Genomic DNA, 25,580 nt, shown 5'->3' on the forward strand with positions numbered 1-25,580 from the left:
AAATATCACAGAGGTTGGGTCATGGATCTAAAGCATTTAGAAGGCATGGATCGCGCGATGGATAAAAACCGCGGCGATCAAGTCCGGCTCGGCATAGGCCTGCTCTTTATTTTAGGCGTGATGTTATACGCCGCCAGCCAAAGCGTTGGCGAAGTTAGCATCATGTTAGTTATGGCCGCGATGGTTGGCGGCTATATGGCAATGAACATCGGCGCGAACGATGTCGCCAATAATGTTGGCCCCGCCGTGGGCTCACGCGCACTGACGCTCGGTGGCGCGCTTGCGATCGCCGCTGTCTTCGAGGCCGCTGGCGCTATCATTGCCGGTGGCGAAGTGGTTGGCACCATTCGCAATGGCATTATCGACCCCAACTTAATTCCAGACTCCGACACTTTTGTTTGGATCATGATGGCCGCACTAATCGCTGGCGCACTCTGGCTAAACATTGCCACGGCTATCGGCGCACCAGTTTCGACTACACACTCTATCGTTGGCGCTGTTCTCGGCGGCGGCATCGCTGCCTCCGGCTTTGATATTGTGAACTGGTCCACGATGAGCGGCATCGCAGCAAGCTGGATCATCTCACCTGTGCTCGGCGGTCTCGTCGCTGCGGCGTTTTTGTATTTGATTAAACGCAGCATTACCTACAAGCCCGACATGATGGCGGCAGCTCGAAAAGTGGTGCCGTGGCTAGTCGCGGCCATGGCCTTGGTGTTCAGCGTCTATATCCTACAAAAAGGCCTGAAACAGATAGTTCACATCTCTCTGATGCAGGCCACATTAATTGGCTTAGTCATTGCTCTCGGCGTTTTTGTTCTTGTGCGTTGGCGACTAAGGCAGCCTAAGTCGCAGTTCCTCGAAGGCAAGCAAGGCGTAAATAGCTTATTCACCGTGCCACTGATTTTCGCCGCCGCCCTGCTCAGCTTTGCTCATGGCTCCAATGATGTCGCCAATGCCATCGGCCCATTAGCAGCCATTGTCGATGTCTACACGGCGCATCCAGGTGAGTTCGGCACCTCGGCGGCTATCCCTTTATGGGTAATGATGATTGGCGCGCTGGGCATCGTGATTGGTCTAGCTTTGTTTGGCCCAAAAGTCATTCGCACTGTCGGCACCGGCATTACCGAGCTTGATCAAATGCGCGCTTTTTGCATTGCTATGGCGGCAACCATCACGGTGATTATTGCCAGCCAGCTCGGCTTGCCTGTGAGTTCGACACATATCGCCGTGGGCGGTGTATTTGGTGTGGGCTTTCTGCGCGAATATCTGAAGAAAAACTACGATCGCATGGTTATGGAGATTAAAGATCACCACCCAGAAGATGACCAAGCTGCCATCGATGTTTTCTTACAACACTTTAATCACGCCGACATTCATCAAAAAGGGGTGATGCTGCGTGACCTAAAGGCACTGTCTAAGGCCAATGAAGATCCCGCGCACTTCTCTAAAGGTGAGCGCAAAAATCTGAAAAAGGTCTATCGCAAAGAGTTGGTGAAACGCTCGCAAATCATGCGCATCGTTTCGGCGTGGATCATCACTGTGCCAGCCACGGCACTGATGGCCAGCCTGATCTTCTTTATGCTGCGCGGCATGCTTGCTTAAGGCCAAAAGCTACTCTGCAGCCTGAGCACCTTAGCGATGGCACGGCACTTGCTGTGCTTTCGCTAAGATGTCTGCTTACCGAGGCTCGCTGTGTCCATTATAATTGCACTGCATCATGTATCGGACTACCGATATGACCGTCCTGTACAACTTGGCCCACAGTTAGTGCGTTTGCGCCCGACACCACATTGCCGCACGCGCATCCTCTCTTATAGCCTCGGCATCACGCCTGAAGAGCACTTCGTTAACTGGCAGCAAGACCCGCAGGCCAACCATCTTGCGCGCTTGGTCTTCCCAGAAAAAACCACGCACTTCCGCGTTACCGTTGATCTAACGGCTGAGCTTTCCGTCATCAACCCTTTTGACTTTTTCCTTGCTCCTGAAGCGGAGCAATGGCCGTTTACACCCAGCGAGGATGAGGCGCTAGAACGTGAGCTCGCACCATATCGACGCGTGAACGCGTTGACGCCATCGCTAACGCACTATCTTGATGCGATCCCGAAAACCAAACGCCCGACCATCGACTTTTTAGTCGATATCAACCAGCGCTTATTTAACGATATTGCCTACACCATTCGCCTAGAACCCGGCGTGCAAACTCCCGATGAAACACTGAGCAAACGCTCTGGCTCCTGCCGCGACACGGCATGGCTAATGGTGCAACTGATGCGCCATCTTGGCGTCGCTGCGCGCTTTGTCTCGGGCTACTTAATTCAGCTCACACCCGATGTGAAATCAGTCGATGGCCCCAATGGCCCCGAGGTCGACTTCACCGACTTGCATGCATGGTGCGAAGTCTATTTACCTGGCGCCGGATGGGTTGGCCTAGACCCGACCTCCGGTCTGTTTGCCGGCGAAGGTCATCTACCACTAGCCGCCAGTCCAGAGCCTACTTCTGCCGCGCCAATCAGCGGTGTTGTTGATGAGGCCGAGTGCGAGTTCAGCCATGAGATGTCCGTTACTCGCCTCGATGAGCAACCGCGCGTCACTCAGCCACTCACGGATGCTCAGCGCGAAGCCATGATTGCCCTCGGGACACGCATCGATGTTGACCTGAAAAAACAGGATGTACGCCTAACCATGGGTGGAGAGCCGACTTTTGTCGCCGCCGACGACCCTGATGGTGCCGAATGGAATACCGATGCCCTCGGCCCAACCAAACGTGCTCGTGCGATCGAGCTTTATAAGCGCATGGCCGATCAATACGCCAAAGGCGGCTTACAACACTTCGGCCAAGGCAAATGGTATCCCGGTGAACAATTACCGCGCTGGTCTCTGAACTGCTTTTGGCGACGTGATGGCAAGCCGCTGTGGAAAAACTCTGCGCTGTTTGCCGATGAGCAAACACCTGGCAATGCCACCAGCGCTGACGCTGAAAGCTTCTTAAAAAAGCTCAGCCTCGCCCTGCACCTCCCACAAGGTAGTCTGTTTCCCACCTATGAGGACACGCTGTATTACCTTTGGCGCGAGAGAAGCTTGCCAAGCAATGTGCTACCCAGCGACCCCCGCCTCAAAGACCCGATGGAACGTGCTCGCATGGCGCGCATTTTTGCCGAAGAAGGCCTCGGCGAGGTAGTGGGCTATGCCCTACCGCTAGCACGCAGCCACAACGGCAAACGCTGGCAAACTGGGCAATGGTTTTTGCGCGATGAAACTTGCTACTTGCTGCCTGGTGACTCGCCCATGGGCTATCGCCTGCCGCTAGAGTCATTGCCATGGGTGAAATCATCAGACTTCCCCTATCTGCATGCGCAAGATCCACAGCAGTCCTACCCTGCGCTATCGCTGACATCATCCCTATGTTCACCGCGCATGACGCGTGCCGATGAGCGCGATGCTGAAGCCGAAATGCATGCGGCTAAACCTAGCCTCAACGCCTCCGCCGACGGTATCGTGCGCACCAGCCTATGCGCACAAGTCCGCGATGGTCATTTGTATCTATTCCTGCCGCCGCTAGCCGAGCTACCTGCGTTCATTGAGCTGATGGCCGCCATTGAAGCCACTGCAAAAATCCTCAAGCAGCCGGTGATTTTAGAAGGCTATGAGCCGCCAAAAGACCCGCGCCTAGAGCGCTTTTCAGTGACGCCAGACCCTGGCGTGATCGAAGTCAATATTCACCCAGCCACAAGTTGGGCGGAGACAGTCGAGCGCACACAATTTCTCTATCAAGCCGCGCATGAGTGCCATTTAAGTCCTGAAAAATTCATGGTCGATGGCCGCCACACCGGCACCGGCGGTGGCAATCACACCGTGCTTGGTGGTGCCACGCCCGTCGATTCGCCATTTTTGCGGCGACCAGATTTGCTGCGTAGTTTGGTCAGCTTTTGGCATAACCACCCGTCGCTGTCATATTTGTTTTCAGGACTGTTTATTGGCCCAACCTCACAGGCACCACGCATTGATGAGGCGCGCCAAGATGCACTCTATGAATTGGAAACTGCGTTTGCGCAATTTCCACCAGCTGGCGAAAGTTGTCCGCCATGGCTAGTCGATCGTCTGCTTCGGCATTTGCTCGTCGATGCCACTGGCAATACGCATCGCGCTGAATTTTGCATAGACAAACTGTATTCGCCCGATAGCAGCACTGGACGTCTCGGCCTGCTCGAATTACGCGGCTTTGACATGCCACCACATGTGGACATGTCGTTGGCGCAACAGGTCTTGTTGCGCGCACTGGTCGCGCATTTCTGGCAAACGCCGTATGCGCCTGAGCGACTCGCACGTTGGGGCACGACGCTGCATGATCGCTTCATGTTGCGCCACGAAGTCGAGCAAGACTTCCACGACGTCTTAAGTATTTTGAAAGATGCCGGCTATGCCGTCTCACCCGACTGGTATCGCGCGCAGTTCAATTTCCGCTTCCCGCACTATGGTGACTTGGACATCAAGGGCATGCACATGGAGCTAAACCAAGCGCTTGAGCCCTGGCATGTACTCGGCGAAGAAGCTGGCGCCGGTGGCACTGTGCGCTATGTCGACTCTTCGGTAGAGCGTGTTGAGGTGAAAGTCAGTGGCATGGCGCCCGATCGCTATACCGTCACCTGCAATGGTGTTGCGCTGCCACTCCGGCAAACCGACGTCGCTGGCGAATACATTGCCGCCGTACGTTATCGTGCGTGGCAACCGAGCAACTGCCTACACCCGACCATCGGTGTGCATGCACCACTGACCTTCGACATTATCGACACTTGGCATGATCGTGCGCTCGGTGGTTGCCAGTATCACGTTATGCATCCGGGCGGACGCAGCTATGAAGGCGCACCAATCAATGCCTATGAGGCTGAAGGTCGGCGTTTGGCGCGCTTTATGCGCCATGGCCATAGTGGCGGCAAAGTGAGCATCACGACATTGCCGCCACGCCGAGAGCACCCGTTCATGGTAGATTTGCGCCACGTTAGGCCGACCTAACGCCGCATACTTAGCTGATAGGCCACCATGACTTCCTTGCTAAATTCTCTGCGCCCGCAACCCGGTCGTTACCATGAACTGTTCAGTGCCGACGGTAAGCTGCGCCCGCACTGGCAGCCCATGGCTGACGCACTGGGCAAGCTCAGTCCCGCGCAGATGCAGCAGCGTGATGATCTTGTGACCCGACGCATCCAAGAAAATGGTGTTACCTACGCGCTCTATGGCGAGAATCAAGAACATAGTTGGCGCGTCGGGGCCGTACCAAACCTTATTCCGCCTGAAGAGTGGCAGATCATTGCTGACGGCGTTGCTCAGCGCGCGCACCTGCTCAATGCCGTAGCACAAGATATTTACGGCCCACAACATTTGCTCAATGAGGGCTTGCTGCCACCCGAACTAGTCTTTGGCCACCCCAACTATTTAACCGCCTGCCGTGATGTCAAACCGCCGAAAGGCTGCTATGTCCATGTCTATGCCGCTGATCTCGCGCGAGCCGGCGATGGCCAATGGTGGCTAATGGCCGATCGTACGCAAGCGCCTAGCGGTGCTGGGTATGCTTTCGAAAATCGACAGGTAGTCGCGCGCGCGTTTCCCGAGGCATTTCGCAGCCTTGGTGTGCAATCCTTATCACCATTTTTCGATACGCTACTCGCTACGCTAAAGCGTCAAGCTCCCTGTGACGATGAATCACCCTTGGTGGTATTGCTCAGCCCAGGCCGCTATAGCGAAACCTACTTTGAGCATGTCTATCTCGCACGCCATCTCGGCATTCCTCTTGTTGAAGGTCATGACTTAAGTGTGCGCCAACCCTATGTTTATTTGAAAACATTGACTGGCCTCAAGCGCGTACATGCAATCTATCGCCGCTTAGACGATAGCTACTGTGACCCTTTAGAGCTTCGCAATGAGTCAGCGCTAGGCGTGCCTGGCCTGCTTGCCGTTGCACGCGCCGGCCATGTGCTCATTGCAAATGCCTTGGGCAGTGGGGTACTGGAGTCGCAGGGTCTGTTGGGCTTTCTGCCAGCCATTAGCGAGCGTCTGCTGGGCGCACCCTTAAGCTTGCCTTCAGTAGCGACATGGTGGTGTGGCGAGCCAGCAGTTATGGAAGAAGCACTTGAGCGCATAGATGAGTTGGTGTTTAAACCCGTGTTTAGCTCGCAACGCTTTGATCCCGTCTTTGGTCGCGACCTGTCTCCTGCTGCACGCAAAGACCTATGCGAGCGCATACGCCAGCGCCCATATGTCTATCTCGCACAAGAACGCATGCAGCTCGCGCAAGCACCTATGTGGCATCGCGACAGCCAGCGCTTTAATAATCATGCCTGCGGTATGCGCGTGTATGCCGTAGCAACAGAGTCTGGCTATGTAGTGATGCCCGGGGCTCTCACGCGCGTCGCTGCCAATTCTCACGATGATATGGTGTCGATGCAGCGCGGCGGCACTAGCAAAGATACCTGGGTTTGTTTTAGCGCTAAACCTCGCCAACACTTGCCTCAAGGTAAGCGCATACACATACGCGACTTGCGCCGTATTGATCCCTACCTGCCCTCACGCATCGCTGAAAATCTGTTTTGGCTTGGACGCTACGCTGAACGCGCCGACCATCACGCACGGCTCATTCGTTCAACGTTAATTCGTCACATGGAAGCAGATCCAAGCCAAGGCTTAGGGCTGATGCTGGCGCTACATTATGGCCAGAGCTTAGAGCTGTTTAGCACTGAAGATGAACTTACACAGCAGCTGCTCAGCAGTGTGCATAGCAACGGCAGTCATCCTGATCTGCTGTCAACACTGCGCGCGCTAGTGCTCGCCAGTAGCCAAGTGCATCGCTACTTATCGCAGGAAAATTGGCAGGCTATTGTTGAGCTTGAGGCCGAGGCGCGCCAACTCAGCCCTGATGTGCTCGATCCAGCCTCAGCGTTGAATTTTATTGACCGCCTAATGACCACACTATCGGCGCTATCCGGCTTTGCCTTCGATGACATGACGCAAGATGTAAGCTGGCGCTTTCTAATGCTAGGTCGCCGCCTCGAACGGCTACAAGGCCAAGCGCAACTGATCATGACAGTGCTCGATAGCCCCGCCAATGAGGCCAGCGAAAGCCTTGACTGGCTACTGGAAATGGCCAATAGCCGCATTACTTATCGGCTGCGCTATTTAACTCAGGCGCAATGGCTGCCCGTGCTCGACCTACTGCTACTTGACCCTAGCAACCCGCATGGCCTTGGCCATCAGATCACCCATTTGCTTAGCATGATGCGCGACTTAGGTAGTCGTGACCTCCCACTAATGCAAAGCGCACACGATGATCTGCTTAGCTTGGACTTGTCAGTTATTGAGGGTGAGTTAGGCTTTCCTGATCGACTACAACGCTGCTTAAAACGACTCAGCCCCTTGATTGCCGATATTCAAGGCGCCGCTCTTGGCGCTGGCAATGGCATTGCATTACAGTTTTTCGCCCATGTCGATGACGATAGCCAACAGATGAGCTCAAGCTGATGCGCTACCGTATTCGCCACGAAACCCTTTACGATTATCAGCAGCTGGTCTTGCTCTCGCAGCAAGTACTGCACTTAGCACCACGGCCGCTGGCTTGGCAGCAAATTCATACGGCGCGCATCAATATCCAGCCGGCTCCGGACTTTAGCCAGACGAGCAACGACAGCTTCGGCAATCCAAACCAAACCATAGAACTTAATCAACCGCATCAGCACTTGAGCTTGATCAGCGAGCTCGATATTTCTGTGCTAGCCCGCAAGCCTGTGGCGCTGTCTTCAAGCCTGCCATGGCAGGTGGTTACCGCGATGTGTCGTTATCCGGGCTCAGCTGCACTGACCCCAGAGCAACGCGACGCTCTAATTTTCCGGCATGAGTCGCCGCTTATTCGAATTAAGCATGAGTTTGCCGACTGGGCCGCACCCTGCTTTGTCCCCGGCCGACCAATTTTTCAGGTCGCCCACGCACTGATGCAGCGTATATTTACTGAACTAACCTTTGATCCTGAGGCAACTGATATTGGCACACCGTTGCTTGAGGTACTGCGCAAAAAGCGCGGCGTCTGCCAAGATTTTGCCCAGCTCATGATTGCGTGCTTACGCGCCTACGGCCTACCGGCACGTTACGTTAGTGGTTACTTACTAACTCAGCCGCCACCCGGTCAGGCTCGCCTGATTGGTGCCGATGCTTCGCATGCCTGGGTATCAGTTTGGTGTCCATCACAGGGTTGGATGGACTTCGACCCGACCAATAATATTAGCCCAAGCCAACAGCACATCACGCTTGCCTGGGGTCGTGACTTCACCGACATCTCGCCCTTACGCGGCGTGATTCATGGTGGCGGTCATCATGAACTCACCGTGCGCGTGACGGTAGCGCCCTATGAAGATCAACTGCTGCCAGAGGCATAAGCAAAGGGCGAACACTCAGTCATCTTAGCGACTGGATCGATTACACCGCCACAGCGCGACCACGAAAAACATACGTCATCGGCTTCGGCCCTTTCAAATAGCGTTTTTCCATCTCCACGATGCGAAAGCCGCCCTGCTCAATAATCGCTGGAATATCACGATCTAAATGACAGCCGCCGGCCAATGGTTTCCAGAATGGCTGTATGCGCTGCTGCCAAGCATAGACGCCAGCATCCGGTGACTTGCCATGCTCACAAAATAGCAGCTCACCACCAGGCTTCAGCACGCGACGAACCTCGTGCAACGCAGCAATAGCATCAGGAATTGTACAGAGAGTGAATGTGCTCACGGCAGTGTCGAAGCTATCGTCTTCGGCCGCAATTTGCTCTAGCTCTAGCGCTACGGTTTCGACGGGGATACTGATTTGCTCAGCGCGCTCGCGGGCTTTTTTATGCATGCCTACGGCGGGGTCAACGCCGATAATCGCGCTGACTTTTTTCGCATCATAAAATGGCAGATTAAGTCCGGTGCCGATGCCTAACTCAATGACGCGTCCTGTCGCCAACGGAATCAGTTTCGCGCGCTGCCCCATCATTGCGGGCAAACCGCAGGCGCAGTTAATTAGATGCGGAAGAATATGCTTATCGTAGAAACCCATGACATCAACTCATTGAAAATGATGTCATGGGTTGTAACGCATTCCGCCTTAGGGCGCTAGCCACCAGTCGGTGAGCGCATCCCAAACGCGAACATCGCTCAGCATGGCAAGGTGATCGACATGGTCGAAGCACAAGCGTGTGATATTTTCCGCGAGCAGTGTTTTCTCGGCGCGGTTGTGTTGGCCAAGTGCGCTATAGAGCGGCACTAAGCCATCGCCGACCCAGTTTTTTGCAGCTTCCGGATTACGGCTGCCGGCTATCAGCAAATGCGCCATGCCATCGGGTAATGGATTTAATTGCAGACGATGATCGCGCGAACCGATGTCTTGCGTTTGCTCATGCTCGACTTGGCTGATGAAGCCGTAACGCAGATCCTTAATTGCTGCGCTACGGATATTGCCCAAGCGCATAAATGGCGCGGTGTAAGGCGAATGACCGAGCAAAGTATTGAGACGATTGCCAGCGCGCTCCAGTGGCGCGCCCAAATGTGGTGTCGCTAAATACGCAGCTTTGCTTACTCGTGCCGGCCAGCTTTGGCCATGATCCTGCGCATAGGCAAAGGCACTACGCATTAGCAGGCCGCCCATGCTATGGCCAATAAGCACAATTTCGCGAGCCGGATAAGCCGCATTGGCTGCTTCCAACCAGTTCGCCAAATCTGCACCATTTTGCCAAATCGCACGGCCGCTGTTGTAGCGCAGATGGCCAGTTTGCCAGCCTTTGCTGCGCATCAATTCATCGGTAGCTTGCTTGGTAGGCGCTTGCCATTCGCGATCGCTCATGCACAAGCCATGAATGTATAGCGCGATTTTTGTGTTCGGCGTAGCGCCTGTGAGATCACCCCAAGCAATGGCATGGCCTTCGCTATCGCGCAAGCTCATCGGCAGCGCTAGCGGGCTTTGCCAGCGCGCCAGCTTATCGCCGCAGACACCATTTAACGCACTGATGATCGGCAATGCATATGGCGGTTGGTATGTCAGGTCGGCATGCACCGGCAACATGCCAATACCGCGCGCCAACTGACGAAACACGCCGGAGATGAGTCGATATGGAAATGGCGCCGCGGCACGAGCATCACTAAGGCCAGCACCCAAGGGCAATGGCACACGCTTAATGGTGCCGTGCATTTCGGTAACCAGCTCCGTGATCTCAGCCGCCGAGTGCATGGCCAAATGCGCCACGCCCTTGCTACTCCATAAGGCTAAACGCATGGCTTAAGCCGCCTGCGCCAAGCTGACTTTTCCCTCAGCCGCGAGCACGGTTAGCGCCTTTTTAGGCGAGCTAGGTAAGGCATGGCGCAAGATACGACCAGCGACTGTGCTGAACTGTTTTACCAGTGAAGCACTGTTGTAGTTCTGGCCATAGCGCTTGGCGATTTCGCGCATTTCCACCGACATTTCGGCATAACGATGTGCCGGCACTTCTGGGAATAAATGGTGCTCGATTTGATGGCTTAAATTGCCGCTCATGATGTGAAATAGCTTGCCGCCAGTGAGGTTCGACGAGCCACGCATCTGGCGCAAATACCATTGACCACGTGTTTCATTTTCTAGTGTCTCAATGGCAAACACTTCGGCATCTTCAGTAAAGTGACCACAGAAAATGATGGTGAAGGTCCACAAATTACGCATGATGTTGGCGATAAAGTTCCCCGCCAATACCGGCAAAAAGAATGGGCCGGCCAGCAAGGGGAAAAATACATAGTCTTTCGCGACTTGCTTAAAGCCTTTACGGAATGTTGGTTTGCCTTGCTTAAACCATTCTTTCCAAGTTTTCTCACCAGCCAGAACTTTCTCTGTCTCCAGAGTTTGCAGTGCTAATAAGTTTTCGAAAAGTACGGCTAGCGTGACGGCTAGCACAGGGTTAGCCAAGAAACGTGGCTCCCATTTTTGCTCAGGGAAAATACGCAGCACGCCATAGCCAATATCGTGATCTTGGCCGAGCACATTGGTGTAGGTGTGGTGCATGAAGTTGTGGCTATAGCGCCAGTTATCGGCGGTGCACCAAGTGTCCCACTCAAACGTCTGGCCACTAAAGCGCGGATCTTGCATAAAGTCGTACTGACCATGCATGACGTTATGGCCAAGTTCCATATTGTCGAGAATTTTCGACACACCTAGCAGTGTCGCACCGGCAACAAATGCGGGCGGGAAAATGCCGGCCATCAACAGACCGCGACCGGCTATTTCGGTATAGCGCACAGCTTTTTCGATCTTGCGAATATAGCTTGCATCACGCTCGCCAACATCGGCTAAATGGCGCTGCTTAATGGCATCAACTTCGGCACCAAAGGCTTCGATTTCTGCTGGGCTCAACTGACGGCTCTTGCTCATGATATTTCTCCGAATGCCTGTGGCATTACAAATCTAAAGTGAGGTCGCCGACAGCGGCATTAACGCAGATGCGTAAGCTAGCAGTGTCATCGACATCTAATTCTTGGGTTAATAAGTTGCGTGTCACGCCACCAGACTTGCCACAGGCGCAAGTGTTACAAATGCCCATACGGCAACCCGAATTTGGCTTGATGCCTTGTGCTTCAAGCGCGTCGAGTAGCGGCATGCCTTGTGGCAAATCGACATGCTTATTGGACTTCTTCAAGAACACGCGTACGGTCTCTGTGCTGCTGGGAACAAACACTGGCGGCGTAAAGGCTTCGGCATGAAACACCTGCGCTTGATCGGCAACCAATGTCTGCACAGCGTTCATAAAGCCGGTTGGGCCGCAGGCATATACCGTGCGTTCATTCATGTCGGCAATATCAGCAAAATGCTCGGCGCATGGACGACCAGTTAAGTCGCCAGCTTGCAGCTCGGTCTCATGCTCATAAATCGGCACTAATCGAAGCTGCGGGTATTGCGCTGCTAGCACCTCTAGCTCGGTGCGGAAAATCAGATCAGCACGTGTACGCGCCCAAAACATAAACACCACATCACTGGGCATTTGTTGTTGCGCAAGCTCACGCAGCAGGCTCATCAAAGGCGTAACACCGCTACCGGCTGCGAGCATGACGATTTTTTCTGGTGCGCCTTGAGCAAAGGTCATGTCACCAAAAGCTTGGCCGAGCTCAATGCGATCGCCAACACTTACCCGATCGACTAAGTAATTACTAACGCGACCATTCGGTACTTTTTTCACGGTAATGGCGAGTAAGCCAGTTGCCGCAGGCGCTTCGCTGAAGCTATAGCTGCGAGTATGGCGAATGCCGTCAATCTCTACGCTGAGGTTGACGTGCTGACCAGCCTTGAAGCCAGAGAAATTACGATTAGGTTTAACGACCAAAGTAACAGTGTCGGCTGTTTCCATCCAGCGCGCAACGACGCGGCAAACGGTGCGCTCAACACGGCTATCAAGGCCTAACTCGGCGGCCCAGAAGTCGATGACCGAAGGGGTCACTACAGACTTAACGACACGACCAACAAATGAGGGTAAGACAAATTGCGACGACATTTTGCGTCTCCAAGTGAACATCTACACACTCAGAGTACACATGTACTTATTTTAGGTCAACACTTGTACACTCAATTTTTTAAATAAGCTTTTAGCTTAAGTAAAATCAGGCACTTGCAATGGCTTTAGGGCCTCATGTAGTTGCGGCAAAATGGCATCCGCTTGCTGCCACCCCCATTGAAATGCCTTATCGAACACCGCTTCGGTGGGCAATAAATTCACTGGCGATGGTGTTGGCTGAAAGCGAACTAGCCAATCGTAATAGGGCCGCTGCGCCGGTAATTGCGCCTGAATAGCCTGCGTTACGGGGATCAGCCAAGCATGGCCTGCACTCCATTGCGGATGGAAACAGTCCAGCGCTAGATAGTAAGCATTACGGGTGCCAATACGGCCCGACTGCACACCCTTCCAAGCGGCGCGAGCCGGCACATTTGCCACCGTGCCGCCATCCATGAAGGCGCGTAATTTATGCGTTTCACGCAGATCGCTGAGAATTTTCAGGCTATGCGCATCTTCTCGCCAAGGTGCGTATTGCAACACACCGGGAATCGCCGAAGACAAACCAATGGCATCGACAACGCGCATCTCACGCGTGACTTCATCTCGGCCCAGAACGATACCTTTGGCAACGTGCGGACTGAAGTAGCTCAGCAGCTGCAACATGCGCTCTGCCACCACTAGCGGTGCGCCCAGCATATGGCTACGGCGCTCAGGAGCGGCAGGCAAATCACGGTAGGCCGAGAGTTTTACGCCGGCTATCAATGCATCGTAGGGAATGGCCAAGTCTTTGATGCGCAGCGGCGAGCCATCCGGATGACGCAGCATTTGATCCATGCCACGCAAATGCAGGCGCACGGCACCAGGCAAACTCAAGGCACCACCGATGGTAGGTCGCGAGAAAATCTGCCGCATGCGCAGACCCTTGCCCCAGGCCATCAAGGCATCAATATCAGGCTCAGCATCTCGTGCCATCAGGCCGCCAAGCAAGGCACCAATGGACGCACCGACGATATACGAGGGCATCAAGCCCTCAGCCTTTAAGCGCGCGACTAAGCCAATATAGACAAAGCCAGAGCCACCACCGCCACCCGGCATCAGCACCAAAACTTTGTGGCAAAGCTCGGCATCGAGTTCGGCAGCACTAAAGTCGTGGGCATGTGTTGCAATGAGTTCACGCCGCGCCTGCGCGGTCGCCGTACGCACACCGTCGACTTGCTGACGTGCTTGGCTTAAGCGCAGCAATATATTGCGTTGTTCCCGCAGCGGAACATAGAGCGTGTCTAGCAAAAGCTGGCGCAAGCTCGACACCGGCGAGGTATTGAGCGTGACCTCTTTACGTACTTCACGCTGTTCGCCACGAGGGCCTGCAGCACCGGGGCTAAACGCTCGCAAGCGTGCCAGCACTAAGGCATAGCGCAGAAGCTGGTAGTCCGCTTTCGGCAGCACATCGCTGTGCGCAAGATGGCTACGAATGAGCGAGGCCTCCATTCGCTTAATGCGCAGTAAGGCGTCTTCCTCGCTCAGACTCATGGCTTTAGCCTTTTTGTTTCAATAGGTCGCGAATTTCCATCAAGAGCTGCTCTTGTGGCGTTGGCGGAACTGGCGCTGCGGCCTTCTCAGGTGCTGGCTCAGGTTTGCGCTTCATCGAGTTGATGCCTTTCACAGCCATCATCACTGAGAATGCAACGATGAAGAAATCTAGTAATGTTTGCAGAAACTTACCGTAGTTCAGTAGCACAGCGGGTTGATCACCAACTGCTTCTTTTAGCACTACCGCAAGGTCAACAAAGCTGACACCGCCAACTAAGACACCAATAGGTGGCATGACAATATCGCCAACAAACGACGATACGATTTTGCCAAATGCAGCACCAATGATGATGCCGACAGCGAGATCAATCACATTGCCTTTAATAGCAAACTGACGGAATTCTTGGATCAGGCTCATTAGAGGCCTCCTAGGTTGCTCAGCCGAGTGGCAGGCGCCTATTAAACGGTGCAATGACAAAAGCGTCTAGCCCGAAACAGAGTTTTCCATCGCTCGCAGTCATCTAGTGCACTGCTATACTGCCTACATTATTGACTCAAACAGGGCCGCGACATGACCACAGAGCAACACATTACCTTCACCGACTGGCTGCATGACTCAAGCCGCGGCCATGGCGCCCTGCCCGCTAATCTCATCCAAACCCTGATGGTCACGGCTGAAGCCTGTCGTCGTATTGGCGCCGCCATTGGCCAAGGTGCGCTCGCTGGCGTGCTTGGCGCTGCCGGCAGCGAAAATGTGCAAGGTGAAGATCAGAAAAAGCTCGACGTCATCGCCAATGATATTTTGCTACAGCTACATAGCGACGGCAGCCACCTAGCCGGTATGGCTTCGGAAGAAATGGACGACCCATTCCCTGTGCCACACCCGGGCAGCGAAGGCGCTTACTTACTCTTATTTGATCCGCTCGATGGCTCATCAAACATCGACATCAATGCGCCCGTAGGCACCATTTTCTCTGTGCTGCCGGCACCAAACGGCTGCGATGCCCGCGATGCCTCCGTGTTTTTACAGCCCGGCAGCGCCCAAGTTGCCGCTGGCTATGCCATTTATGGCCCATCAACGCAGTTCATTCTTACCCTAGGCCATGGCGTGCATGCCTTCACGCTCGATCGCTACAGCGGCGAGCTCCTGCTCACCCAAGAAAACTTAACTCTGCCCGCGCAAACGCAGGAGTTCGCCATCAATATGTCGAATCAGCGCTTTTGGGAAGCACCGGTGCAGAGCTATGTCGCGGATTTGCTCGCCGGCAAAACCGGCCCGCGCGCGAAAGATTTCAATATGCGTTGGGTTGCCGCAATGGTCGCCGATGTCCATCGCCTACTCTGTCGTGGCGGCGTATTTCTCTATCCACTCGATAGCAAAATGGCCAGCAAAGGCGGCAAATTACGCCTGATGTATGAGGCAAACCCAATGGCTTGGTTGGTCGAGCAAGCCGGCGGCGAGGCCAGCACCGGTCATCAGCGCATCATGGATATTCAGCCTAGCGGCCTGCACCAACGCGTGCCGGTGATGCTTGGTGCTAGCGAAGAAATCGCTGAGTTGACCCGCCTGCATAGTGCTTAAACGTATGCGTAAAAACACGAAAAGCACGCGGCGCAAAGCCAAGCCGCTGTGGCGGCGTTTGCTTGGGCGCTTAGTGCTGCTCTCGCTAACCATGGTGCTGGCTTGGCACGCATGGGTATATGCGCAGATTTGGTGGTGGGAAAGTCGGCCGGTGCAGTCGACGGCGTTTATGAGTGCTCGCCTAGATGCCATGCAGCAGCAAAATCCGGACGCGGCACTGAAGCATAAATGGGTGCCGTATGAGCGTATCTCAGGCTCATTAAAACGCGCGGTAATGGTCGCAGAAGATAGTGGCTTCACTCAGCACGAAGGCTTCGACTGGGATGGCATTGAGGTAGCGTGGAAGAAAAATATTAAGAAGGGTCGCATTGTTGCCGGCGGCTCTACAATTTCGCAGCAGCTGGCGAAAAACCTATTTTTATCAGGCTCGCGCTCGCCCTTGCGCAAAGGCGAAGAAGCCATCATCACGCTGATGATCGAACAGCGCTTAGATAAGCGGCGTATCTTCGAAATTTATCTAAATGTGATCGAATGGGGCGATGGTGTGTTTGGTGCCGAAGCCGCCGCACGGCATTATTTCGGCGTTTCCGCGAATAATCTAAGCCCGCAACAAGCGGCGAAACTAGCTGCGATGATCCCCAACCCGCGCTACTACGATAAGCATCGCAGCACGCGCTATTTGAACCGCCGTACTGCGACTATTTCGAAGCGGATGCATCAGGTGCGTCCGCCAAAATAACCAAATGGCGCATCATCGCAACTAAGACAACGTGCAAGTTTTCCGCGATGGTGTCGATGGGCTCTTGAAAGCCATTGATCATCCAGCGCGAAACCACGGTAATCACCGAGCCCAGCATCGCCACCGATAAAATGTCGGGCTGCAAAGGTGCCGGCAAGGCTTTCGCGTCAAGCAGTGGAGCCACCATAAGCTGCATGAGCTGGGCAAAGTCTTCGACGCTTTTGCGGTAGCGCTGATCGACACGCTCGCTCACTCCTAGCACCTCAACAAATAATAGCTGAGCCATCCGTGGGTCATCACGCATGATGCTAAGAAACGCCACCAAGGTGGCGTAGGCCATGGCTGAGACATCGCGCGGTGCATCCATCACAGCAGCCAATACGCGCTCGCGTACACGCTGATTGGTGTAGTCGTAGACCACGCAAAGCAAGTCTTCGCTATTGGAGAATGATTCGTAAAAATAGCGCTCAGTCAGCCCTGCTTCAGCACAAATACTGCGCACCGTGGAGCTGTGATAACCCCGCGAACCAAACACGGTCAGCCCTGCCTCGACAAAGCGTTGGCGGCGCTCAGCTTGTCGCGCCTCTTCACTGACGCCGCGATAGCGTCTGCCGCGATCGGCTGATGGCTTTTTCTCGGCAGCTTTCTTCGCAGCAGGATTTTTAGCAGCAGCGGTTTTCGCGGAAGAGGCCTTCACTTCGGCGGCCTGCTTGCTTGGTTTTTTCGGCGACTCATCGATCATGCTATTTCCAGGTTAGCGCTTCGCTTTCGGACTATGGCCATTAGCCGTTAGCGCAACTTCGTAGCAATCATCAACATGGCTCATGGCCAACTTGCGCATGATCCAATAACCCAAAGTTGCGGCGACAATTTGCCCACCTAACGGAATAAATTTCGTCACTTGCTTCGCCACAATGCGCGTACCCATGCCTTGCAGGCTGCGACGAATCAGCTCGCGGGTAACGACCATACCAATCAACTCGCTGCCGCGCTCAGCGCGCCGCTTCCATACTTGAATGCGCGTCTCATCTGACATCTGCGCAATTTGTTCAGGCTCAAGGCCGAAGCGCTGGTTGATCTCAGGCACAACTTTAATCAACACGCCGACATCAAATACCACATCAAATAAAGGCACTGGCACAATGGCTGCGCCGGCAGAGACCCACGCTATGCGACGCACTTTGCGCTGACAGTCTTTTTTAATTTGGGCCAGCTCGGCCTCGGTAAATGGCTTGGTTACGGACACAGATGCACCCCTTAATCATCGATGCCGCATCATAACGCAGTCGATGATGCCTGCCGAATAGTCTTAGGGCTTGCACTAAAAGTGTTATGGTATAACATATCGGCCATCAGCCACCGGAGATATGTTTAATGCGCGCCCGCCTTTATCGCTCTACACCTTTAAGTCTTTTTGCCCTTACTGCATTAGCTAGCGGCATGAGTTTGGCCAACACCCCAGAAGCCAAGCCATTACTCGAAATAACCATTAGCGCCAGCCCTTTAGGCCGCACTGCCGATGAGTTAGTACAGCCTATTGCAGTTTTGAGCGGTGAAGACTTGGCCAGTAAGAAGCGCGCAAGCATTGGCGAAACTTTAGCAAATGAGCCCGGCATTAGCACCGGCGACTTTGGCGCTGGGGCATCACGTCCGGTCATTCGCGGACAATCTGGTCCACGCGTCGATGTGCTCGCCAACGGCATTAGCGCCATGGATGTGTCGGCGCTCAGCCCCGATCATGCGGTCACCATCAACCCCTTAATCGCGCGCCAAATCGAAATTATTAAAGGCCCCGCGAGCCTGCTTTACGGCAGCAGCGCCTCTGGCGGCGTGGTCAATGTCACCGACTCGCGCCTTGCCACCGAGGTAACCGAAGGCTTTTCAGGATCGCTAGAGGCGAGCCAAGGCTCCAACGCACGCAACGCTCTAGGCGCGGCCGACATCAACTATGGCCAAGGCAATCACCAATGGCATATCGACGGAACCCGTAGCCGCAGCGAAAACTACGCCATTCCAGGCAATGCGGCTGTGGATGGCAGCAGTCCGAGCCAAGGCCGCCTCGCCAATAGCGCCAACGACCTCGATAACGGCGCACTCGGCTATAGCTATATCAGCGATGCAGGCAATGCCTTTGGCTTCTCCGCCAGCCAATACGACCAACGTTATGGCCTGCCGGTGGAGGATGAAGCATTTATCGTTATGCGCCAGCGCCGCTACGACGCACAGGCGCTGCTTCGTGACCCTATTTCAGCATTGGAGTCTCTACGCTTCAAGATCAGCGACTCGCGCTATGGCCACACCGAGTTTGAAGATGCCGCCACTGCCGGCACACGCTTCACCAATAATGAAACGCAGGCACGCATTGAAGCTGTGCATCAGCCTATTGCCGGCTTTCGTGGCGTGGTCGGTGTGCAATTAGGTCAACGCGAATTTGCCGCCATTGGCGATGAGGCTTATGTGCCGGCAACCAAAAGCCAGCAGGCTGGACTTTTTGTGCTGGAAGAGCGCCGCTTTGGCCGCAATAAAATTGAGTTAGGTGCGCGGGTGGAAAGCGTACGAATGGACCCAGAAGGAGCCGTTGCTCGTGACTTTACGCCGGTCAGTGCATCGTTAGGCAATCTTTATGACATCAGCGAAAACAGCCACTTACGTATCACGCTAACGCATGCTGAACGTGCACCGGCCATTGAGGAGTTGTATGCCCAAGGCCCTCACGCCGCCACTGGAACCTTCGAAGTTGGCGGCGCTCAGCTGCGCTTAGAACAGAGTCAAGATTTGGAGATTGGCTTTGATCATCACCAAGGCCGCTTTGGCTTCGAGGCCAGCGTATTTCACAAGCAGGCACGCAATTATATTTATGCCAGTGAAGTCGACGATGGCCTCGGCAATCCAACACGAGTTGAAGACGATGGCACTGTCAATGCTGCCGGCGAGTTCTTGTTGATCAACTATCGTCAAAATCGCGCTCGCTTCAGCGGCTACGAACTCGCCGCCAACTATGCGCTTTTAAATGAAACCGACGGCCCCGTACAGCTGAGCATTCGCGGCTTTACCGATGCCGTGCGTGGCACCATCGAAACTTCGACTGGCGATGCTCCTGCGCCACGTCTAACTCCGGCACGCTATGGCCTGAGCTTGCATGGCCACTTTAAAGCCACCAGCGCCAACATCAGCTATGTTCAGGCCATGGATCAAGATCGCCCAGGTCGCCTCGACACACAAACTGCCGGCTATGGCCTGCTAAATGCCGATGTCAGCGTAGTGCTGCACCGTCATGGCAGCAGCGAGGCCAGTGTTTTCGTGCAAGGCACTAACTTGCTCGATGATGATATTCGCCGCGCCACATCGTTCATTAAGGATGCCGTGCCAGCGCCAGGGCGTGGCGGCGTCGTAGGCTTGCGATATAAGTTTTAGCCGTGGCATGGTTAAATAGCGCATTCAATTTTGTGCGAAAAACGGAGAGCCGCGATGACGGACGCAACGCAAGCAAAGCCTGTCGATTTTGAGCGCGCGCTCGCCGAACTAGAGTCGCAAGTGCAGCGCTTAGAAGGCGGCGACTTGCCATTGGAAGATGCACTAAAAGCCTTCGAAGAAGGCGTGCGCCTCACCCGCCAATGCCAGCAATCGCTAGATGCCGCCGAGCAAAAAGTGCAGCTGCTACTCGCCAAGCGCGATGGCAGCCTCGACACCGAGGCATTCACACCGCGCGACGATAGCTAAGCACCATGCCCATCGCATCTGAGGCCGCTACATCGTTAGCGGCCGCTTCGCTGCCAGAGCTTTTAGTTCAGACGCAGACTCGCTTTACACCTCTGCTGCAGGACTTTCTCGCACGCCATCAGGGCCATGATGAGCGGCTTAACGCCGCCATAGACTACGCCATGGCCAATGGCGGCAAGCGCGTGCGACCAGCTTTAGCTTGGGGCGCGTGCTTAAGCGTCGGCGGCAGCTGGCAGGCCGCTGAATCGGCGGCATTATCCGTCGAGTGCATTCATGGCTACTCACTAGTGCACGACGACTTACCCTGCATGGATGACGATAATCTGCGCCGTGGCCAGCCCACCTGCCATCGCCAGTTCGATGAGGCCACAGCACTTTTAGCCGGCGATGCGCTGCAAGCTCTGGCCTTTTGCGCACTAAGCGACGGGCTAGTTGATGCGCCGAATGCAGACGCGGCACGCGTATCCTCAAGCGCACACGCACTAATCGCCGCCGAGCAAACGCGCGCACTGGCTCAGGCCGCACGCGACATGGTTTATGGCCAACGCCTCGACCTCGCCGCCGAAGGCCAAAGCATCACCGTCGATGCCCTCAGTCAAATTCATCGCTACAAGACCGGCGCTCTGATTCGCGCCGCCGTGCGTTTAGGCGCGCTTGCTGGCAACGCCAGCGAGGCTCAACTCGCAGCACTTGATCATTACGCCGATGCTTTAGGTCTAGCCTTCCAAGTCCACGATGACGTGCTTGATGTCATCGGCGACACCGCCACGCTTGGCAAGCAATCTGGCGCCGACGCCGCACATGCGAAAGCCACCTACCCTGCACTACTGGGCTTAGGAGCAGCGCAAGCTTTAGCGCGCCAACTCACCGATGATGCCTTGGCCGCACTCGCGCCATTGGGCGAGCCCGCAGAACCATTACGCACGCTGGCAAACTACTTACTCGCGCGCGATCACTGACGAATGGGTATAATTCGCCCATCTGCTCAGGAAGGCCTCTGATGTTCCACGAAATTCCGCTGAATCGACCGCTTACGCCCCTGCTCGACCAAGTGCCGACGCCGGATAAACTGCGTGAGTTGCCGGTCGACGCGCTGCCTGAACTGGCCCGCGAATTACGCGAGTTTATGCTCTGGAGCACGGGTCAAACAGGCGGTCACTTTGGTGCCGGCCTCGGCGTTATTGAGCTCACCATTGCCCTGCATTATGTCTACAACACGCCTCAGGACAGAGTTGTCTGGGACGTTGGCCATCAGACCTATCCGCACAAAATTTTAACTGGTCGCAAAGAGCAAATGCTCACCATGCGCCAGCAAGATGGCCTCGCCGCGTTTCCACGCCGCGAAGAATCGCCTTACGACACCTTTGGCGTTGGCCACTCGTCAACATCGATTTCTGCCGCACTGGGCATGGCACGTGCCGCCGAGCTCACTGGCAGTGAGCGTAAAGTGGTTGCCGTTATTGGCGATGGCGCAATGACGGCGGGCATGGCCTTCGAAGCGCTAAATGACGCTGCACATCAAAATGCCAATATGCTGGTGATTTTGAACGACAACCAAATGTCGATTTCAAATGCAGTCGGCGGCCTGTCGAATTATTTCTCGCGTATTTGGGCAAGCAAAAGCTATATCGCGCTACGTGAAGGCGGCAAGCGCGTGCTGCAATCGATGCCTACCGCGATGAACTTTGTTCGCCGCACCGAAGAACAAATGAAGACCATGGTCACCGACGCGCCCGGCGCCTTGTTTGAGTCCATCGGCTTTAACTATGTTGGCCCGATTGATGGCCACAACCTCGATGAGCTTATCGAGACCATCGCCAATTTAAGCGAGGCGAAAGGGCCGCAGCTGCTGCATGTGTTTACCACCAAAGGTAAAGGTTTTGCGCCGGCCGAAGCTGACCCAATTGGCTATCACGCGATTAGCAAAATTGCGCCAGTGACCGAGCGTGCAGCAGAGCCCGCTGCTAAGGCGAAGAAAACAGCGGCTAGCTCTATTGATGCCACAGCCAGCGCCGCTCATGTAGTTGCGGCTGTCGCGCCGAAGCCGAAAAAATACTCCGATGTTTTCGGCGACTGGCTTTGCGCAGCTGCCGCGAAAGACTTGCGCTTGGTCGGCATCACGCCAGCCATGTGCGAAGGCTCAGGCATGGTGAGTTTTGCCGCACAATATCCCGAGCGCTATCACGACGTGGCGATTGCCGAGCAGCACGCAGTAACCTTTGCCGCCGGCCTTGCCTGCGAAGGTTTGAAACCCGTTGTCGCCATCTACTCGACGTTTCTACAACGCGGCTATGACCAGCTCATTCACGACGTTGCCCTGCAAAATCTCGATGTCACCTTTGCCATCGATCGTGCCGGCTTAGTTGGCGAAGATGGTCCGACGCATGCCGGCGCCTACGACCTCGCCTTCCTGCGCTGCATCCCCAATATGATCATCGCCGCGCCCAGCGATGAAGCCGAATGCCACGCCCTGCTCGAAGCCGCGTGGCAACACCAAGGCCCATCGGCGGTGCGCTATCCGCGCGGTACCGGCACTGGCGCAGCTATCAACGCAAGCACTGAGCTGCCAGCCATTGGCCGCGCACGCACGCTACGTCGTGGCGTTGAAGTTGCCATCCTAAACTTCGGCTCGCGCCTAGAAGCCGTGGCACAGGCCGCCGATGAGCTAAAAAAACTAGGTCTAGCAACGCCCACCATCGTTGATATGCGCTGGGTAAAACCGCTAGATGAAGCCTGCTTAGTCGAACTTGCCAACAGCCACAGCCTATTGGTCAGTGTTGAAGAGCACGCGGTGATGGGCGGAGCCGGCTCAGCTGTCGGCGAGTGGCTGCACGCCAATGGCTACCACTGCGGCCTACTCACCATCGGCATTCGCGACGCCTATATCGAACACGCCTCGCCTGTGCAAATGCATGCCGCCTGCGGTCTTGATCGCGATGGCATTGTGCGCGCCATCGGCGAACGCCTTGCTCGCACGCAGCTCGGCCACTAAAAACTGTCACTGGGCGCAAGCCACTTGACCCCGCCCTCGACTTAGGCCATGACTCGATAACCATAGTCGCTAAGTCGAGGTCGCTAGATGCTGCATGATATCCGTGTCGACCATTACATGGCTAAACAGCCTATCGTGCTCAGCCCTGAAGTGAGCATCGATGCCGCCATCAAAACCCTGCTGCAGCACAAAATATCTGGCGCGCCCGTGGTTCAAAATGGCGAACTAATTGGTATGTTTTCTGAGGCTGACTGCCTGGGTGACCTTTTGCAGTCGGGTTATTACGACATGAGCTCAGGCCTAGTGCGCGATGTCATGAGTATTGGCATCGACTCCATTCATCCTAGCCAAAGTATTTTAGACGCTGCTGATTTGTTTCAGAAACGTGGGCGCCGACGCTTGCCTGTAGTTGATGACTTGGGCGTGGTGGTCGGTCAGATTAGTCGCCGCGATGTGCTGCGCGCACTCCATGATCTTGCGCAAAAACGAGACCCTGCTAGCGCAGTGGCTACTTAACTAGCCACTGCCGCCTGGGCAGTTAATCTTCTAAAGCGCGCAGTTCGGCTAAGGCGATAACCGCAGCATCAGCCAGCTCCGCTTCGCACTCAGCCACCAATACGCCAGCCTGCCACAGCGCACAAGCAGACTCGCTGCTCTGCCATTCATCACTGCCTTGAATCATGGCTTTCGCCGCTAGACCGGCACTTTTGCCATCAGCAAAGGCGATGCTGGTTAGCAGCACATCGCCGGCGGCATTGCGCAGACGGAAACGGAACTGACCATCACTATCGCGAGCACTAACCACGCGCGCAGCATTCGTCGTTTTTTTCACTTTCGCTGTGTTGTTAGCCGCTTTGCTACGAAAGCTTTGCAAGCCTACGGCTTCGCGTAATTCCGCTAAAAATGGTTGCGCAATCGCACGCGCTTTAGCCGCGCCTGCTAGCAAGATATCTTCAAGATCATCTGGTCGTTGCAGCAAGGCATTGTAGTGCTCGCGACCCGGCGCTAGCTCGGCATCGAGCAAGGCAAAGAGCTGTTGCTTGGCATCGCCCCAGCCCATGCCATCGAGCAGGCTCTGGCGGAACTCGGCGCTGGACTCATTGCTGGCAAAGCCACGATAGATTTGGAATAGATGCGAGCTGTCGGCATCCTTGGCTTCGCCAGGCAAACGTGAATCGGTAACGATGCGCGAAATTGCAGTTTTCAACTGCTTCGCGGTAGAAAATAGCGGGATGGTGTTGTCGTAGCTTTTCGACATTTTGCGGCCATCAAGGCCGGGTAACGTCGCCACTTGCTCATCAACAACAGCATCAGGCAGCGTAAAATAGTCGCGACCTTTGCCGAAAACGTGGTTAAAGCGCTGGGCGATATCACGCGCCATTTCCACATGCTGAATTTGGTCGCGACCGACCGGCACGCGATGGGCATTGAACAGCAAAATATCGGCGGCCATTAGCACAGGATAGCTATACAAACCCATGGTCACGCCGGCATCGGCATCTTGGCCCGCATCGACATTTGCCGTTACTGCAGCCTTATAAGCGTGCGCACGATTCAACAAGCCTTTGCCAGCAACACAAGTCAGCAGCCAGTTCAGCTCGGTGGTTTCAGGAATATCTGATTGCCGATAAAACGTGGCGCGCTCAGCATCCAAGCCACAGGCCAACCACGTTGCGGCGATAGACAAGCGCGACTGAGCGATGCGCGCGGGGTCATCGCATTTGATCAGCGCGTGATAGTCGGCAAGAAAATAAAAGGCATCGACACCGCTCTCGCGGCTAGCGGCAACCGCTGGGCGAATAGCGCCGGCGTAATTACCCAAATGTGGGATGCCGGTAGTGGTAATGCCGGTGAGAACACGCACGCTCATGACTTCTCCGGCGCCAGCATATGGCCCATTTTATCGGTCTTAGTTTGCATATAGCCTTCGTTGTGCGGGTTGCCGCCAACAAACAAAGCCACGCGCTCAATGACATCGATGCCTACAGCACGCAGGCCATCAACCTTCTTAGGGTTATTAGTTAGTAGGCGCACACGAGTTACGCCTAAATGCCGCAGCATGTCTTCGCACATGGCGTATTCGCGTAAGTCAGCGCCAAAACCGAGTTGCTCATTGGCCTCAACGGTGTCGGCACCAGCATCTTGCAAGGCATATGCGCGGATTTTATTGACCAGACCAATGCCTCGGCCTTCTTGTCGTAAATACAAAATAACGCCGCGACCTAACTCACTGACTTGCTGCATGGCGGCATGTAACTGCGGGCCGCAATCGCAACGCAAACTTCCAAAGCTGTCCCCCGTTAAGCATTCCGAATGCACGCGCATTAGCACTGGCTCGCCGTCATCAAGCGTGCCCATGCTCAGGGCAATATGCTCTTTGCCAGAGGCGCTATCTTGGAATGCATGAATGGAAAACTCGCCAAACTGTGTCGGCAAGCGGGATGCAGCTACAAATTCAAAGGCCACCAGATCGGCTCCGGTCAACGCAGGGGGT

The 25,580-nt window shown here is 55.0% G+C and carries 21 protein-coding genes; 11 read left to right on the plus strand and 10 right to left on the minus strand.

Annotated features, from left to right (window positions below):
• The first annotated feature begins 21 nt into the window (after positions 1–21).
• From ACFQ0F_RS08510 to ACFQ0F_RS08525, 4 genes are all read left to right on the plus strand, one after another.
• On the plus strand, positions 22–1,602 hold the full coding sequence (locus ACFQ0F_RS08510; protein WP_379071149.1) for an inorganic phosphate transporter: 1,581 nt from the start codon (positions 22–24) through the stop codon (positions 1,600–1,602).
• Positions 1,603–1,692: 90 nt separating this feature from the next.
• A complete protein-coding gene (locus ACFQ0F_RS08515; protein WP_379071152.1) occupies positions 1,693–5,010 on the plus strand; it encodes a transglutaminase family protein in 3,318 nt (1,105 codons plus the stop codon).
• Positions 5,011–5,037: 27 nt separating this feature from the next.
• Positions 5,038–7,509 (plus strand): circularly permuted type 2 ATP-grasp protein, encoded by a 2,472-nt coding sequence (locus ACFQ0F_RS08520; RefSeq protein ID WP_379071155.1) that lies wholly within the window; start codon positions 5,038–5,040, stop codon positions 7,507–7,509.
• On the plus strand, positions 7,509–8,417 hold the full coding sequence (locus tag ACFQ0F_RS08525) for a transglutaminase family protein (RefSeq protein WP_379071158.1): 909 nt from the start codon (positions 7,509–7,511) through the stop codon (positions 8,415–8,417). The genes ACFQ0F_RS08520 and ACFQ0F_RS08525 overlap by 1 nt, the downstream gene beginning before the upstream one ends.
• A 40-nt stretch (positions 8,418–8,457) precedes the next feature.
• Here the strand turns inward: ACFQ0F_RS08525 and ACFQ0F_RS08530 are convergent, their stop codons facing one another.
• The 6 genes from ACFQ0F_RS08530 to mscL form a co-directional block, all read right to left on the minus strand.
• Positions 8,458–9,075 (minus strand): class I SAM-dependent methyltransferase, encoded by a 618-nt coding sequence (locus ACFQ0F_RS08530; protein WP_340676108.1) that lies wholly within the window; start codon positions 9,073–9,075, stop codon positions 8,458–8,460.
• Between the two features lie 48 nt (positions 9,076–9,123).
• A complete protein-coding gene (locus tag ACFQ0F_RS08535) occupies positions 9,124–10,287 on the minus strand; it encodes an esterase/lipase family protein (RefSeq protein ID WP_340676107.1) in 1,164 nt (387 codons plus the stop codon).
• Between the two features lie 3 nt (positions 10,288–10,290).
• The gene (locus tag ACFQ0F_RS08540; protein WP_379071161.1) at positions 10,291–11,409 is read right to left on the minus strand and encodes a fatty acid desaturase family protein; all 1,119 of its coding nucleotides are present in this window, start codon (positions 11,407–11,409) and stop codon (positions 10,291–10,293) included.
• Between the two features lie 25 nt (positions 11,410–11,434).
• A complete protein-coding gene (locus ACFQ0F_RS08545) occupies positions 11,435–12,523 on the minus strand; it encodes a ferredoxin reductase (RefSeq protein WP_340676106.1) in 1,089 nt (362 codons plus the stop codon).
• A 96-nt stretch (positions 12,524–12,619) separates the two neighbouring features.
• Positions 12,620–14,053, minus strand: coding sequence for a patatin-like phospholipase family protein (locus tag ACFQ0F_RS08550; RefSeq protein WP_379071164.1), 1,434 nt, complete (start codon positions 14,051–14,053; stop codon positions 12,620–12,622).
• 4 nt (positions 14,054–14,057) lie between these two features.
• Positions 14,058–14,471, minus strand: coding sequence for a large-conductance mechanosensitive channel protein MscL (gene mscL / locus ACFQ0F_RS08555; RefSeq protein WP_340676104.1), 414 nt, complete (start codon positions 14,469–14,471; stop codon positions 14,058–14,060).
• Positions 14,472–14,624: 153 nt separating this feature from the next.
• Between mscL and ACFQ0F_RS08560 the strand changes: the two genes are divergently transcribed.
• Entirely contained in the window at positions 14,625–15,635 is a 1,011-nt protein-coding gene (locus ACFQ0F_RS08560) for a class 1 fructose-bisphosphatase (protein WP_340676103.1), read from the plus strand.
• 4 nt (positions 15,636–15,639) lie between these two features.
• A complete protein-coding gene (mtgA, locus tag ACFQ0F_RS08565) occupies positions 15,640–16,374 on the plus strand; it encodes a monofunctional biosynthetic peptidoglycan transglycosylase (protein WP_379071168.1) in 735 nt (244 codons plus the stop codon).
• Here mtgA and ACFQ0F_RS08570 read toward each other — a convergent pair.
• Positions 16,334–17,116, minus strand: a complete 783-nt coding sequence (locus tag ACFQ0F_RS08570; RefSeq protein WP_340676101.1) for a TetR/AcrR family transcriptional regulator — start codon at positions 17,114–17,116, stop codon at positions 16,334–16,336. The two genes, mtgA and ACFQ0F_RS08570, sit on opposite strands and share 41 nt — an antisense overlap.
• 12 nt (positions 17,117–17,128) lie before the next feature.
• Entirely contained in the window at positions 17,129–17,620 is a 492-nt protein-coding gene (locus ACFQ0F_RS08575) for a hypothetical protein (RefSeq protein WP_340676100.1), read from the minus strand.
• 128 nt (positions 17,621–17,748) lie between these two features.
• Between ACFQ0F_RS08575 and ACFQ0F_RS08580 the strand changes: the two genes are divergently transcribed.
• The 5 genes from ACFQ0F_RS08580 to ACFQ0F_RS08600 all read left to right on the plus strand — a co-directional run bounded on the left by ACFQ0F_RS08580 (position 17,749) and on the right by ACFQ0F_RS08600 (position 23,602).
• Entirely contained in the window at positions 17,749–19,788 is a 2,040-nt protein-coding gene (locus ACFQ0F_RS08580) for a TonB-dependent receptor (RefSeq protein WP_379071172.1), read from the plus strand.
• Between the two features lie 54 nt (positions 19,789–19,842).
• Complete coding sequence (locus tag ACFQ0F_RS08585; protein ID WP_340676098.1) at positions 19,843–20,094, plus strand: exodeoxyribonuclease VII small subunit; 252 nt, start codon at positions 19,843–19,845, stop codon at positions 20,092–20,094.
• A gap of 5 nt (positions 20,095–20,099) precedes the next feature.
• Entirely contained in the window at positions 20,100–21,053 is a 954-nt protein-coding gene (locus ACFQ0F_RS08590; RefSeq protein ID WP_379071175.1) for a polyprenyl synthetase family protein, read from the plus strand.
• 38 nt (positions 21,054–21,091) lie between these two features.
• Positions 21,092–23,086 (plus strand): 1-deoxy-D-xylulose-5-phosphate synthase, encoded by a 1,995-nt coding sequence (locus ACFQ0F_RS08595; RefSeq protein ID WP_379072160.1) that lies wholly within the window; start codon positions 21,092–21,094, stop codon positions 23,084–23,086.
• A gap of 87 nt (positions 23,087–23,173) precedes the next feature.
• On the plus strand, positions 23,174–23,602 hold the full coding sequence (locus tag ACFQ0F_RS08600; RefSeq protein ID WP_340676096.1) for a CBS domain-containing protein: 429 nt from the start codon (positions 23,174–23,176) through the stop codon (positions 23,600–23,602).
• 22 nt (positions 23,603–23,624) lie between these two features.
• Here the strand turns inward: ACFQ0F_RS08600 and ACFQ0F_RS08605 are convergent, their stop codons facing one another.
• On the minus strand, positions 23,625–24,956 hold the full coding sequence (locus ACFQ0F_RS08605) for a tryptophan--tRNA ligase (RefSeq protein ID WP_379071179.1): 1,332 nt from the start codon (positions 24,954–24,956) through the stop codon (positions 23,625–23,627).
• Positions 24,953–25,552 carry a GTP cyclohydrolase II gene (ribA, locus tag ACFQ0F_RS08610; RefSeq protein ID WP_379071182.1) on the minus strand — a complete coding sequence of 200 codons (600 nt, stop codon included), beginning with the start codon at positions 25,550–25,552 and terminating at the stop codon, positions 24,953–24,955. Before ribA ends, ACFQ0F_RS08605 begins: the two co-directional genes overlap by 4 nt.
• Positions 25,553–25,580: the final 28 nt, after the last annotated feature.

It is taken from the genome of Paraperlucidibaca wandonensis (assembly GCF_042677145.1).
In the GTDB taxonomy this organism is placed as follows: domain Bacteria; phylum Pseudomonadota; class Gammaproteobacteria; order Pseudomonadales; family Moraxellaceae; genus Perlucidibaca; species Perlucidibaca wandonensis.

Excerpts from the sequence above, each read along its gene's own strand:
- ACFQ0F_RS08600 (WP_340676096.1), top strand. The coding sequence starts at position 23,174 with ATGCTGCATGATATCCGTGTCGACCATTACATGGCTAAACAGCCTATC.
- ACFQ0F_RS08550 (WP_379071164.1), bottom strand. The coding sequence starts at position 14,053 with ATGAGTCTGAGCGAGGAAGACGCCTTACTGCGCATTAAGCGAATGGAG.
- ACFQ0F_RS08510 (WP_379071149.1), top strand. The coding sequence starts at position 22 with ATGGATCTAAAGCATTTAGAAGGCATGGATCGCGCGATGGATAAAAAC.
- ACFQ0F_RS08590 (WP_379071175.1), top strand. The coding sequence starts at position 20,100 with ATGCCCATCGCATCTGAGGCCGCTACATCGTTAGCGGCCGCTTCGCTG.
- ACFQ0F_RS08530 (WP_340676108.1), bottom strand. The coding sequence starts at position 9,075 with ATGGGTTTCTACGATAAGCATATTCTTCCGCATCTAATTAACTGCGCC.
- mscL (WP_340676104.1), bottom strand. The coding sequence starts at position 14,471 with ATGAGCCTGATCCAAGAATTCCGTCAGTTTGCTATTAAAGGCAATGTG.
- ACFQ0F_RS08570 (WP_340676101.1), bottom strand. The coding sequence starts at position 17,116 with ATGATCGATGAGTCGCCGAAAAAACCAAGCAAGCAGGCCGCCGAAGTG.
- ACFQ0F_RS08520 (WP_379071155.1), top strand. The coding sequence starts at position 5,038 with ATGACTTCCTTGCTAAATTCTCTGCGCCCGCAACCCGGTCGTTACCAT.
- ACFQ0F_RS08540 (WP_379071161.1), bottom strand. The coding sequence starts at position 11,409 with ATGAGCAAGAGCCGTCAGTTGAGCCCAGCAGAAATCGAAGCCTTTGGT.
- ACFQ0F_RS08605 (WP_379071179.1), bottom strand. The coding sequence starts at position 24,956 with ATGAGCGTGCGTGTTCTCACCGGCATTACCACTACCGGCATCCCACAT.
- ACFQ0F_RS08580 (WP_379071172.1), top strand. The coding sequence starts at position 17,749 with ATGCGCGCCCGCCTTTATCGCTCTACACCTTTAAGTCTTTTTGCCCTT.
- ACFQ0F_RS08535 (WP_340676107.1), bottom strand. The coding sequence starts at position 10,287 with ATGCGTTTAGCCTTATGGAGTAGCAAGGGCGTGGCGCATTTGGCCATG.
- ACFQ0F_RS08525 (WP_379071158.1), top strand. The coding sequence starts at position 7,509 with ATGCGCTACCGTATTCGCCACGAAACCCTTTACGATTATCAGCAGCTG.
- ACFQ0F_RS08545 (WP_340676106.1), bottom strand. The coding sequence starts at position 12,523 with ATGTCGTCGCAATTTGTCTTACCCTCATTTGTTGGTCGTGTCGTTAAG.
- ACFQ0F_RS08560 (WP_340676103.1), top strand. The coding sequence starts at position 14,625 with ATGACCACAGAGCAACACATTACCTTCACCGACTGGCTGCATGACTCA.
- ACFQ0F_RS08585 (WP_340676098.1), top strand. The coding sequence starts at position 19,843 with ATGACGGACGCAACGCAAGCAAAGCCTGTCGATTTTGAGCGCGCGCTC.
- mtgA (WP_379071168.1), top strand. The coding sequence starts at position 15,640 with ATGCGTAAAAACACGAAAAGCACGCGGCGCAAAGCCAAGCCGCTGTGG.